Genomic DNA, 13,193 nt, shown 5'->3' with positions numbered 1-13,193 from the left:
TTGAATTTTTTACTAAGTATTTTTCTTAGTTAAAAGATCAATACCTTTAATCATTAAATTTTTATTATCCTTGTTTTTAATATATAATACATTATAAATTTCATTAATATAGCTTTTTTTCGCTTCTAAAGAATCTGCTAATACTATAAAATATCCTGCTCTTTGTGTTGCATTTTCTATATTTCCAATAATATCATCAATTCTATAATTGTAGTCATATGAAACTAAATAATCAATTTTACTGTTTTCTTCACAATCGTTTATTTTATCTACTCTACCTTTATTTGCAAAAAATAACTGTGAGGATAAAAACTTATTATTATTTTTATAATCATATTTTTCAAGCTTTGAATAATCTATTTTTAATCCAAGTGCAGAATTTATTCTCATTTTTAATATATCTATTCCTGTTAATAGGGGAATAAATATATCTTCATATGCTCCACCAATTCTACATGCAATTTCATTTACTTTCACCCCTTCATTTCCAACCAACATTTGAAAGTATATTGGACCTTCTTCTATATTAAAAGCTTTAACAATATCTTTAGTTAACTCTTCTATCTTTTCTGAATAAGATTCCATATGTCTTGTAGGAAATTCGTGTGACGTACATATTCCAATAAATTTATCATCTTCAAATGTCACTCTATCAGTTATTGCTAAAATTGTAGTATTACCTTTATTAACCCATCCAGTTACAGTAACTTCAGTATTTTTATAATATTCTTCCACTAGAATCACAGTATCTCTTGAAAATTTAATAACATCTTTAAATTTCTCTTTTATCTCTTCAATATTATTTACTACAAATATTCCTCTTTGACCTTGCGAATCTACAGGTTTTATTACTAGAGGAAATTTCAAATTAAAGTCACTATAATCATACTCTTTATCAACTAATAAATATTTTACTGTTGGAATATTTTTTTTACTAAATATTTTTTTCATATAGGCTTTATTTGTAACATTTCTGGCAACAACGCTATTAATACAATACGGCAAATTAAGCTTCTCAGAAACTTTTGAAGCAGTTAAAACAGGTTGATCTGTTCCAACTGTAAATATTCCATCAATATTGTGTTTTACTGCAACCCTTAAACATTCTTCATAGTTAAATGCATCCGCTAATTCTGAATAAGATGCAATTTTTTTCCCTATAGAATCTTCGTAATAATCTACTGCAACAACTTCATGTCCCATTTCAATAACTTTTTTAATTGCATTAACTTGTAATTTTCCCGCACCTAAAATCATTACTTTCACTAGCACTACCTCTTTTTTAATAATATATTTATAATTTATATTTTGACTATTCTGTTTTACTTTCTATTTTATAGGCTTTTCCTTTTTTAAATTTTTCAGGATAAAAACTAAATTTTGAATAGTATAGGGCCGTTTTTAAATATAAAGATAATAATTTTTTAAAATTATATCCTGAATTTCCATATAATCTCGGTTCTTTCTCAACTTTTAAATTAGAAATATTTTTAGTCTCTTTTAGTATTTGTGCAGAAATATTAATAAACTTATAGTCACATTTTTTTATTTTATTAACAATATCTCTATTAATAACTCTAAACGAACTAATATCAATTCCTTTAGGTTTTCCAATTAAATAATTAAATAAAAAATCTCTCATAAGCGAACCTGCTTTTCTTACGCTACTATCAGAATATGTATAAATTCCATAGCATACATCATAGCCTTCCTTAATAGATTTAAATAATTTTTCTATACACTCTACAGGATGTTGCAAATCGTCATCTATAGTTACTATAAATTTTCCTGAACTATTTACAATTCCACAAAACGTGGCATTTTGCTGACCATAATTTTTATCAAGTTTTATGCCAAGTATATTTTCATTCTCCTTTGATAATTTTAAAATTTCATTAAAACTATTATCAATGCTTCCATCATCCACAAGTATTATTTCAAAAGATATATCTATTAAATTATCTATAATCTTTGTTACTAATAAATTTAAACTCTTCTGAGAGTTATAAACTGGTATTACAATAGATAAATCCATTTCTAATCTCCTTACAAATATACTCAATTTCACTATCTGTTAAAGCAGGATATAATGGTAAACGCATCAATTTTTTATCAATATCATCTTCTAAGTGATAATTAAGAAAATCGTTTTTATACTTTTTCCCAAATTCAGTACTATGAAGTGGCACATAATGAGTTCTTACATCAATATTTTTATTGTTTACATATTTTTTAAACTTATTTGCTTTATCCAAATCTTTAAAAAATATATAGAACAGATGTCCATTTGACTCAGTATTAAATTTTGTATATGAAAATAATATGTCTTTAAATTCTTCAACTAACTTGTTATATATTTTAACAATTTTTAGTCTTTCTTCCGTTACTTTTTCTACATCTTCTAATTGAGCGTATAAATGTGCCATCAGTATTTCTGATGGACAAAATGAAGAACCATAACCTTTCCAAACATATTTTTCAGTATTCCCATTTAAAAATTCAAATCTATTTGTTCCTTTTTGATGCATTATATCAGCATTATTTTTATCTATACCTTCACTATTAATATATATAGCTCCGCCTTCACCAGATGTAATATTCTTTGTTGAGTGAAAGCTAATACTTCCAAAATCACCAATTGAACCTAAAGTCCTTCCATTACTGAACGCACCAATAGCATGAGCAGCATCTTCGATAACTTTTATATTATGTTCTTTAGCAATTTTCATGATTTCATCAATATTTGCAGATATTCCTCCATAGTGTATTACCATTATAGCTTTGGTTTGATCCGTAATTAGTCTTTTTATACTATTAATATCAATATTTAGAGTCTCCTTTTCAACTCTTGCAAATACGGGTTTTGCATTAACTGCTAGTATAGAATTTGCACACGAAGTAAATGAAAAAGATGGTAGAATCACTTCATCTCCTTCTTTTACTTTTGCTAATCTTATTGCCATTTCCAAACTTTGAGAGCAAGATGTAGTCATAAGTATATTCATGATGGAGTATTTTCTTTTTAAAAACTCTATGACTTTATCAGTGTATATACCATCTCCGGAAATACTATGGTTATCAAGAACATCCATAATATATTTTTTTTCCTTGTTTGATTTATATATTTTATTAAATTTAATCTTCATTTTTTTCACCACTTGCTATTAGCTAAGAATCACACCAATCGATATATTTTGGATATTATTTAGCTACTTTATTATATTTTTTTAAACTCTTATTGCTATAAGGCCTTATTATGTTAAAATTATATTATATTTAATCAATAACACTTTCAATAATTATAGGAGGTATCATGCTTAAAATTGATTGCTTTGGAGATATTTGCCCCATTCCAATTTTAAAAATACAAAAACAACTTAAACTAACTAATTATGGAGATAAATTTATGATTATAACTGATCATTCATGTGTAATGGAATCAATATTCGATACTTTTAATGGTTCAAATTTAAAAATTGACTCCAACGAAGTTATGAATGGCGTCTGGGAAATCACTATAAAAAGAATAAAATAACTTTACAAGCAAATTACATTGTTACTAGTAGATTTATTAATTCTAACAAAAACTTTTATCTCCCATTTCTATAAAATATTTTATAGTTTCACAAGAAGAACTTGATAATTTATCGTATGATTTATGCAATAAAAATATGTCATAACTTAAATCAAAATCTTCAATTTCTATAATTTTATATAATCCACTATATAATTCTTTTTTTACTGCCATATATGGCAAAAATGAGATCCCATACCCGTTGTGAACACTTGATTTTACAGCACCAATCGAATCAATATTAAAGAGTATTTTCAAATCATCTTCGCACTTTCCAAAACGACCTAATTTTTCGCATATTTTACTAGAAATATAATATGCATTTGAAAGTGCAATAATATCATAATTAAATAGTTCTTCAATTGTTATTTTATCAGGAATTCTAAAGTCTTTTTCTGCAACCAAAACAACTTTTTCTCTTCCAATCCTATTTACATCTAAATCTATTTCACTAATATTTTCATTAATAACTCCCATGTCACAAATATCGTTTCTAACATCATTAATAATTTCATCTTTTTTACTGGAAACTAATTCGTATTTGTGTTTTGAATATTTTTTTTTAACTTTATATAATGCACATGGTAAAGAATATGTTACTAAAGATCTTTCAGCATTTATCCTTATAGTATGCGTGCTCTTTTCAAAATCTTCAATTTCTTCCATCATTTTTTCGTATGTCTTAAGTATATTATTTGAATATTTTAATACAATTTTACCAATATCAGTCGGTTCAACGCCCCTATTGCTTCGATTTAGAAGTTTAGAATTTAAACTATCTTCAATTTTTTGTATCAATTGACTTAATGCAGATTGAGATATATGTGATTTATTGGCTACTTTAGATATACTTTTACACTCAACTACTTCCCTAAAATATTCTAATGATTCTATATGCATATTATCCTCCTTTGCCATAACTACTTCTATAGTAACATTAATTATTCTAATGATGCTATAAGTTTTTTTAATGTTACATAATTTTTAAGCTTATACAATCCATACATTTATATGATAATATTTTATCAGGAAGATTGTTAAATGCATCACAACATATTTGCATAGGAGGTATATTTATGGCTGAAGATAATAACGTTAAAACGACAGCTCCTTCTACTTCTAGAATAAAAAGAAGTAGTACTCGTACAAGAGCTCCAAGAAAGCCTAAGAAAAATCAAATTCCTTTAGGAGTTATTTTACTAATTATTATGGTAGCTTTCGGAATTTATGTAACAACTTATTCAACTAACCTTGCCTTATTTTGGATTATAGGTTCATCTTTTGGATTTATTCTTCAAAGAGCAAGATTCTGTTTTACTGCTTCAATGAGAGATCCATATCTTACTGGATCTACATCAATCACAAGAGCTGTATTAATTGCATTTGCAATAACTACTATTGGGTTTACAGCAATTAAATACGGTTACGCTTCAAAAGGTTTACCAATTCCAGGAATGGGTTATGTTGTTCCAATTAGCGGTGCAACTGTAATAGGTGCTTTCTTATTTGGTATAGGAATGGTTATCGCAGGTGGTTGTGCTTCAGGTACTCTTATGAGAGTTGGAGAAGGTTTTCAAATGCAAGTTTTATCATTATTATTCTTTGTTATCGGTTCACTTTGGGGAGCTCATGACTTTGGATGGTGGAAATTACATGTAATTTCTAAAGGAGCACCTATTTTCTTACCTGATTATCTTGGATGGTTTGGAGCAGTGTTCGCACAATTAGCATTAATAGCATTTCTTTATATCGTTGCATATAAACATGAACAAAAAAATTCAAGTCATTAAGGTTTTACTTTAAAATTATATATCAATTTGTTTTAAAAGTATTTCGTATTGTTTTAAAAGTATTTCGTAATTTTAAATATATTATAAAAATAAAATTTGGAGGTAATATTATGAATGAAGTAGTATTAGATTGTTTTGGAGAAGCGTGTCCTATCCCTATTGTAAAATCTGAAAATAAATTAAAAGAACTTGAAGTTGGAGATATTTTAATCGTTCAAATAGATCACTCATGTGCAATGAAAAATGTTCCTGAATGGGCTAGAAAAGAAGGCTACAATGTTGAAGTTGAAGAAATTGATGACGGTGAGTGGGAAGTTATTATTGAGAAAACTAAATAATTAATATATAAATTTATTAGTAATTTTAAAAATTATTAACTTACTTAAATATGGAGGTATTATTATGAATGAAGTAGTATTAGATTGTTTTGGAGAAGCGTGTCCTATCCCTATTGTAAAATCTGAAAATAAATTAAAAGAACTTGAAATTGGAGATATTTTAATCGTTCAAATAGATCACTCATGTGCAATGAAAAACGTTCCTGAATGGGCTAGAAAAGAAGGCTACAATGTTGAAGTTGAAGAAATTGATGACGGCGAATGGGAAGTTATTATTGAGAAAACTAAATAGTAACTATATTGATAGTAACTATGGAGGTGTAGATTTTGGAATCAACTAAAAAGTTTTTTAATAAAGTTAGAGATAATGAATTTTATAAAACGTGGTTTAAAAGTGCTTGGACTTATGTTACAGGCGCAATACTATTAGCACTTTTTCAAATAGTATCATTAGCATCAACAGGTAATCCTTGGGGAGTTTCTGGAACACTAGCAACATGGGGTGCTTGGATATATCAACTAATTGGCGGTTCAGTCGATAAATGGTATTACTTTAGTAGTGTTGGAGCTCAAAAGACATTAGCTAGTGGTTTTTTAAACGACCCAGGTTCAATTAGAAACTTAGGAATAATATTTGGAGCTTTACTTTCAAGTCTTTTGGCATCACAATTTAAATTTAAAAAAATCAAATCAAAAAAACAAGTCGTTGCAGCTGTACTTGGTGGACTTTTAATGGGATATGGAGCTAGAATTGCATACGGATGTAATATTGGTGCATTATTTTCAGGAATTACATCACTTTCACTTTCAGGTTGGATATTTGCAATTGGAATGTTCTTTGGAGCTGTTGTTGGAAGTAAATTATTAGTTAAATATTTTATGTAATATTGGCAGAACTAAATAAAAATATGAGGTGATAATAATGGCAAGAGAAAAGAAAATTGAAAATTATGATGTAGTTATTATAGGTGGAGGACCTGCTGGACTTACTGCAGCTATATACGCAAGTAGAGCTAAATTAAACACTCTTTTAATCGAAAAAGCATTAATTGGTGGACTTGCAACTTATACTAATGAAATTCAAAACTATCCTGGTTTCCCTGATAGTCCAAAAGGTGAAGCTATTACCAACCTTATGAAAAAACAAGCTGAAAACTTAGGTGTAAAATTCAAATTAACTGCAGTTAAGTCTGTAGATTTAGCTGGAGAAGAAAAAATTGTAGAAACTTTTAGAAATAAATATATCGCTAAAACTGTTATTATTTCAACTGGTGGAAAACCAAGAATCACTGGTGGAAAAAACGAAGAAAACTTCTTATTTGATAAAGGTATTTCTTTCTGTGCTACTTGTGATGCTGCTGCAAACACAGACAAACACGTTGTAGTAATCGGTAGTGGTGATGCAGCAATTGAAGAAGGAATGTTTTTAACAAAATTTGCTTCTAAAGTTACTGTTTCTGTACTTCACGATACTGGTAAAATGGACTGTAATGAAATAGCAAAAGCTGCTGCTCTTAAAAATCCTAAAATGGAATTCGTTTGGAATACTGTTGTAGATTCTTTTGAAGGTGAAGATCACCTTCAAAAAGTTGTTCTTAAAAATGTTAAAACTGATGAGTTAATTCCAATTGAATGTGATAACTGTTTTGAGTTTATTGGATATATTCCAAATACTGATATATTTGAAGGTCAAATTAACTTAACTAATAGAGGATATGTTCTTACAAACGATATGATGGAAACAAATGTTGAAGGTGTTTATGCATGTGGTGATGTAAGAGAAAAATGGCTAAGACAAGTTGCTACATCAGTTGGTGACGGTGCTATTGCTGCATGTGCAGCTGAAAAATTTATTGCTGAAGAAGAAGCTTTCAATGAAAATATTATGCAAAAAGAACTTCCAGGTTTAATCTATCTTTACAATGCAATTGACGCTCCATCAAGAGAATTTTTATCGACAATTCAAAAAATTGAAGATGATAATGCTAATAAAGTTGCTGTTTCAAGAGTAGATGTATATAAATCTAAAGGCATTGCAAAAAAACTTGGAATTGATACTTTCCCAAGTGTTGTAACTACGATGAACGGAAAGATTGCTAGGAAAATAACTTCAGCTTTAACTGAAGAAGTAATAGTTAAAGAACTCAAGTTATAAATTAGTTTCTTCACTTCAACTGGCGTTTAGAAAACATAATCTAGAATCTTTTCGGTGTTCTAATACCTATATTAAGGAAGTTAAGGTGCTAAAATTCGAAAATATTTGATAAGATATTATATATACCCCTTTAAAAAAACTATAAACGTATTCGTTTATAGTTTTTTTATTGACGAAATTGTTCTGTGGGTTAAATAAATATTTTAACTTAAACCATAATATTATTGCCCACTCTTGTACGCTTAATTTACTAATAATATAATATTTAGTCTTTATTCATTTGCCCTATTTACTTTTCTTAATCGCCCTTTTATTGGTGTATCTTGAAGTTTTCTTAAAACCATTTCACCTTTATTATTTAATATTTCTACAAAAGTAGAAACATCAATTATACTAATATTTCCAATGTCATCTTTTGTCATGCCTTCAATATTACAAAGAGCACCAACAATATCCCCTGCTCTCATTTTTGTTTTTTTACCTACATTAATATGAATTTTCATTATTTCTTGATGTAATTCTTTATGTTTTTCATGTCTAATTTCTTGTTTTTTGTTAATTTTCTCAATAAAAGACTCTCGCATAGATTCAACTAAATTTTTATCAGGAACAAATCGCTTAGTTAATTCATTGTTAGTTAACTCAGTAATTCCTTTTAATAAATATGAATCGCCTGCCACTAATGATATTGCTTTTCCTTGTTTTTCTTTTCTTCCAGTTCTTCCAATTCGATGTACATATACTTGTGGTTCTTCAGGTAAATCGTAATTTATTATTAATGAAATATCATCAATATCAATTCCACGTGCCGCTACATCCGTAGCAATAAGATATCTAAAGTATCTTTTTCTAAAATTTTGCATTACTTTTGTACGAATATCCTGTTCCATACCACCGTGTAATTTTTCGCAAGGATAACCTGCTTTTTTCATGCTAGTAAAAATTTCATCTACTTGAAGCCTAGTATTGCAAAAAATAATACAAGTATCTGGATTTTCAATAACAGTAATATCTAATAATACATCCATCTTAGTTTTTTTAGGAACATCATACCTAATTTGCTCTATACGCTTTTGAGTTGTTGTTTTTTCAATTTCAACAATCACAGGACTATTCATATAACGATTACATATCTTAGAAAGGTCATCTGGCAAAGTTGCTGATAGTAGAGTCATTATAAAACCTTTAGGTATTTTACTTAATATTTCTTCTATCTGATCAACAAAACCCATATTTAGCATTTCATCTGCTTCATCTAATACTAAATATTTAATTTTAGATAAATCTAACGTTCCACGTTTTATATGATCAAATATTCTCCCTGGAGTGCCTACTACAATATGAGTTTTTTGCTTAAGATCTTTGATCTGTGATTTAATTGGTGACTTACCAAAGACAGATACTACTTTCATTCTCTTGAACCTACCAATATTAAACATTTCCTCTGAAACCTGCTGGGCTAATTCTCTTGTAGGCGTTAATACTAATACCTGTGGTGCATTCTCTTCCCACATAACTTCATCAATAATAGGAATTGCAAAAGCAGCTGTTTTACCACTACCAGTTTCTGATTTTATAAGTAAATCTTTATGGTCTTTGATCACTGGAATTGATTGTGCTTGCACTTCAGTTGGTTCTATATAATCCATAAGCAGAAGTGCTTTTGTTAATGACTTATCTAAATTATATTTTTCAAATTTGTTCATTATTTTAACCTCTTTCTAAATTTTTTTATTCATTCTATTGCATTCCATTATTATAAAAACTAAAAATTGCCGACAAACTAACCAAATTTTGGTAAATTGTCGGCAAACTATGTTTTATAGTAATATAACTCTTGGAAAAATTCTATTTCCTAACAAGTTTTGAAACACTCTCCACGTTCATGGTATGAGGAAACATATCAACTGGAGTAACATCAACTAATTTATATCCATTATCACAAAGTATTCTTAAATCTCTAGCAAGTGTTGATGCTTTACAAGAAACGTATACTATCCTTTCTGGCTCCATCATTATCATTGTATCAAGAAGTTCTTTATCGCACCCTTTTCTCGGTGGATCTACTACAACAACATCCGCTTTTACACCTTCACCTTTATTAAAAAGTTTAGGTATTACTTTTTCTGCTCTTCCTGTAATAAATTCAATATTTGCTATATCATTTAATTTTGCATTTCCCCAAGCATCAATTACTGCACTTTTAACCGATTCAACTCCATATACTTTTTTAGCTTTTTTTGCCATAAGCATACCTATTGAACCAATGCCCGAATATAGGTCAAATACAGTTTCTTCACCTTTTAAATCAGCGTATTCTATAGCTTTCTCGTACAAAACTTCTGCTTGAGATGAATTCACTTGGAAGAATGATAATGGAGATATTTTAAACTTCATTCCACTAATTTTGTCTACAATATGATCATCACCAAACAATATTTTATTATCATTTCCAAGTATTTTACTTCCAACAACTTTATTTATATTTTGAATAACTGAAACAACTCTATTATCAGATTCTACAATGCCTTTAGCTAAAGCTTTTGTCATAACAAGCTTACTTCTATTTGTAACTAAAATTACCATTAACGTATTTTCAGAAAATGATTTTTTTATAACCACATGTCTAAGTAAACCTTTATGTGTTTCGACGTTATAAATTGTCACTTTAAAATCTGCAATGTATTTCTTTATTGCTTTGAAAATATTTACATATTCCTTATCTTGAAGTAGACAATCTTCAATATCAATTACATCATGTGAATTTCTTTTCTTAAATCCTATTCTAACCTCTCCATTAACCTCGCTAATTGCATATGAAGCTTTATTTCTATATCTAAAGTTCTCCTTCATACCAACAATTGCCTTAATTTTAATATCTTTAAATTCACCTATTCTTTTAAGAGCATCTTTAACAGATTTTTCTTTTAATTTTAATTGTTCTTGGTATTTAACATTTTGCATTTGACATCCACCACATTCATTAAAATACTGACATTTTGGTGTATCTCTTATTTCAGACGAATTTATAATTTCAATTAATTCACCATACGCATATGTTTTTTTTACACTTGTAATTTTGCATTTTATTGTATCACCAGGAACAGCACCTTCTACAAACACAGCAAATTCATTTAATTTTCCAATACCTTCTCCTGAATCAATTAAATCATTAATCGTTATTTCAATTTCATGGCCTACTTCTAAATTCTTATTCATGTTTCCTCCGTTTTGAGATATTATTATATCTTCACTATACTACTTTTATCTGTTTTTTTCCATTATAACATCATATCATATAAACAAAAAAAAATCTCTTATTAATAAAAATTCATTAAGAGATCTTTAATATATTGCTTAAAGTATTTTATTTAATTAGTAGATTCATCAGAAGAATTTGCTTCATTTTCCCAATCATCAAATTTTTCCATCACAGCATCATATGTTTTTTTGCTTATGTCAGGAAGTTCATCCCCCCATGCTTTTTTAGCCGCCTCAAACCCATCTTTAAAACCTTGTTTTAATATTTCTATTTTAGAAGGGTCGCCACCAGAAACTGCTTTTGCAAATTTCAAAATTCTTTCCGATGTTTGTTCTACGCCAAAATATCCGTCTTCTGAAACATCTTCTTTAGCCTGCTCAATTTGCTCATTTGAAATTTTATCAGAATGATTTTTCATTATATATTCAAGAGCATCTTTTAATCCCATTCCCTGAGAAGTCATTATGTCTTCTGTAAAAAGTTTAAAAGATTTAATAATATGTGAATCAAGTTCCACCTGCATTCTTTTAATTTCATTAACATCAATTTTGTAATTGTTCTTACCAATCTTTGCATAAGTAGACTCATTTTTTACATTATCCGTTTTATCATATACTACTTCATTTGTTAGTATATCTTTTGCTTTATTTTCTTTAATTTTAACGTCTTTATTACTATAAACCTTTAAAGCATCTTTATTAATAGGGTTAATTTTTAAATCCACTTCTTTCACCTCCATATTTTGCTTTAGCTATATAGAAGCGTTATCGGCAAGTAATAAAAAAAAATAAGAAAAATGTAAAATATTTTTCTTATTTTCTGAAAACAAATAGTTTTTTACTTTTTTTATTTCTTAACTACGACTTCATTTTTTATTAAAAATACAGAAAAGGCTGCAGTAAACGGCACAGTTAAAATTATTCCAATACTACCACTAATAGATTGAATTATTTGAACAGCAATAAATGGCATATTTATCATTTGCGTAAACTCCATCTGATAACCCCAAATAAGAAGTATTAAAGCAAGTGATGATCCTGCAAATGCAAGTATTAATGTATTTGACATTGTACCCATTATATCTTTTCCAATATTTAAACCTGATTTTAATAGCTCATAGGCACTTAGATTTTCATTCACTCTATGAAGCTCAAATATAGAAGAAGCTATGGACATTGCAACGTCCATTACTGCTCCAAGTGACGCAATTAATATAGCCGAAAAAAGTAGACCTTTTACTTGAATATTATAGTCCTGCGCGATATATACTAATTGCACTCCCTTTTCAACATTTAGACCAGTTACATATGCTAGATTTCCACTAATATATGATATAATTCCCGCTACAACTACACCTGCAATGGTTCCTATTATAGCTGCAAGTGTCTTCTTATCAAAACCACCTATTAATAAAAATGATATTACACATATAATTGATACTATAAGAATTGACGAAAGCATTGGATTTTTACCCATAAATATCATAGGGACAAGTACAAAAATAAGCATAATTCCTGTAAATATCAATGATAATACTGCTTTAAACCCATTAATTCCGCCAAATATTAGCATTAAAATAAAAAATAATCCAATTAAAAAATAAATAACATTTGACCTTACATGATTATAAACCCATACATTTGGACCATCATCTGTTTCTCTAATTCCTACAACTATTTTTAAATTTTCTTTAGCCAAAACATTATGAGCTCTACTTAAAAGGTTAGTTGTTTCATAAATTCCGCCCTTATATTTTCCAGTTAAAATCTTAACTTTTAATTTTTGAGTACCTATCTCAAGATTAGGAATAACATGGTCCTTTTGCAAATTACTTTCTATAATCTTTGTAACAAGTGCTTTTTCAAATTTTTGATTATAGTAATGTTGCTTAACTATATTTTTATTCATTAAAGGAGATGATAAAATTATTAACGGCATAGCAAGTATAACTAAAATTGTAAAAATCAATGTTTTTTTGTTCCAAATGTATTTCATGTGATCACCTTTTTATATGTATTTTTATTCCAAATCAAATATATAATAATTAAAAAGGGCTCGGATTACTCCGAAACCC

The 13,193-nt window shown here is 28.1% G+C and carries 14 protein-coding genes; 6 read left to right on the top strand and 8 right to left on the bottom strand.

The features are described from left to right. Positions 1-12: 12 nt before the first annotated feature. Genes AACH12_RS04240 through rffA form a run of 3 tightly spaced genes read right to left on the bottom strand, consistent with a single transcriptional unit; the run spans position 13 to position 3,146 of the window. A complete protein-coding gene (locus AACH12_RS04240; protein ID WP_338537341.1) occupies positions 13-1,257 on the bottom strand; it encodes an ATP-grasp domain-containing protein in 1,245 nt (414 codons plus the stop codon). 55 nt (positions 1,258-1,312) lie between these two features. After that, entirely contained in the window at positions 1,313-2,035 is a 723-nt protein-coding gene (locus AACH12_RS04235) for a glycosyltransferase family 2 protein (protein WP_338536833.1), read from the bottom strand. Beyond that, on the bottom strand, positions 2,004-3,146 hold the full coding sequence (gene rffA / locus AACH12_RS04230) for a dTDP-4-amino-4,6-dideoxygalactose transaminase (RefSeq protein WP_338536832.1): 1,143 nt from the start codon (positions 3,144-3,146) through the stop codon (positions 2,004-2,006). Before rffA ends, AACH12_RS04235 begins: the two co-directional genes overlap by 32 nt. Before the next feature lie 167 nt (positions 3,147-3,313). On the opposite strand from rffA, the gene AACH12_RS04225 reads away from it, so the two are divergent. Further along, a complete protein-coding gene (locus tag AACH12_RS04225) occupies positions 3,314-3,535 on the top strand; it encodes a sulfurtransferase TusA family protein (protein ID WP_338536831.1) in 222 nt (73 codons plus the stop codon). A gap of 42 nt (positions 3,536-3,577) precedes the next feature. Here the strand turns inward: AACH12_RS04225 and AACH12_RS04220 are convergent, their stop codons facing one another. Continuing rightward, positions 3,578-4,474 carry a LysR family transcriptional regulator gene (locus AACH12_RS04220; protein ID WP_338536830.1) on the bottom strand — a complete coding sequence of 299 codons (897 nt, stop codon included), beginning with the start codon at positions 4,472-4,474 and terminating at the stop codon, positions 3,578-3,580. Between the two features lie 176 nt (positions 4,475-4,650). On the opposite strand from AACH12_RS04220, the gene AACH12_RS04215 reads away from it, so the two are divergent. From AACH12_RS04215 to AACH12_RS04195, 5 genes are all read left to right on the top strand, one after another. Further along, entirely contained in the window at positions 4,651-5,364 is a 714-nt protein-coding gene (locus AACH12_RS04215; protein ID WP_338536829.1) for a YeeE/YedE thiosulfate transporter family protein, read from the top strand. Positions 5,365-5,474: 110 nt separating this feature from the next. After that, complete coding sequence (locus AACH12_RS04210) at positions 5,475-5,702, top strand: sulfurtransferase TusA family protein (RefSeq protein WP_338536828.1); 228 nt, start codon at positions 5,475-5,477, stop codon at positions 5,700-5,702. 64 nt (positions 5,703-5,766) lie between these two features. Beyond that, on the top strand, positions 5,767-5,994 hold the full coding sequence (locus AACH12_RS04205) for a sulfurtransferase TusA family protein (RefSeq protein ID WP_338536827.1): 228 nt from the start codon (positions 5,767-5,769) through the stop codon (positions 5,992-5,994). 35 nt (positions 5,995-6,029) lie between these two features. Beyond that, complete coding sequence (locus tag AACH12_RS04200; RefSeq protein ID WP_338536826.1) at positions 6,030-6,587, top strand: YeeE/YedE thiosulfate transporter family protein; 558 nt, start codon at positions 6,030-6,032, stop codon at positions 6,585-6,587. A gap of 37 nt (positions 6,588-6,624) precedes the next feature. Continuing rightward, entirely contained in the window at positions 6,625-7,857 is a 1,233-nt protein-coding gene (locus AACH12_RS04195; RefSeq protein WP_338536825.1) for an FAD-dependent oxidoreductase, read from the top strand. Between the two features lie 272 nt (positions 7,858-8,129). Here the strand turns inward: AACH12_RS04195 and AACH12_RS04190 are convergent, their stop codons facing one another. The 4 genes from AACH12_RS04190 to AACH12_RS04175 form a co-directional block, all read right to left on the bottom strand. Beyond that, on the bottom strand, positions 8,130-9,563 hold the full coding sequence (locus AACH12_RS04190; RefSeq protein ID WP_338536824.1) for a DEAD/DEAH box helicase: 1,434 nt from the start codon (positions 9,561-9,563) through the stop codon (positions 8,130-8,132). 142 nt (positions 9,564-9,705) lie between these two features. Then, positions 9,706-11,076, bottom strand: a complete 1,371-nt coding sequence (gene rlmD, locus AACH12_RS04185) for a 23S rRNA (uracil(1939)-C(5))-methyltransferase RlmD (protein WP_338536823.1) — start codon at positions 11,074-11,076, stop codon at positions 9,706-9,708. 152 nt (positions 11,077-11,228) lie between these two features. After that, positions 11,229-11,843, bottom strand: coding sequence for a hypothetical protein (locus AACH12_RS04180; RefSeq protein ID WP_338536822.1), 615 nt, complete (start codon positions 11,841-11,843; stop codon positions 11,229-11,231). A gap of 122 nt (positions 11,844-11,965) precedes the next feature. Further along, positions 11,966-13,114 (bottom strand): YibE/F family protein, encoded by a 1,149-nt coding sequence (locus AACH12_RS04175; protein WP_338536821.1) that lies wholly within the window; start codon positions 13,112-13,114, stop codon positions 11,966-11,968. Positions 13,115-13,193: the final 79 nt, after the last annotated feature.

The organism is Helicovermis profundi, assembly GCF_033097505.1.
GTDB classification, from domain to species: Bacteria; Bacillota; Clostridia; order Peptostreptococcales; family Acidaminobacteraceae; genus Helicovermis; species Helicovermis profundi.
Note: the sequence above shows the minus strand (reverse complement) of the source record. Positions and strands in the feature narration are given on the sequence as shown.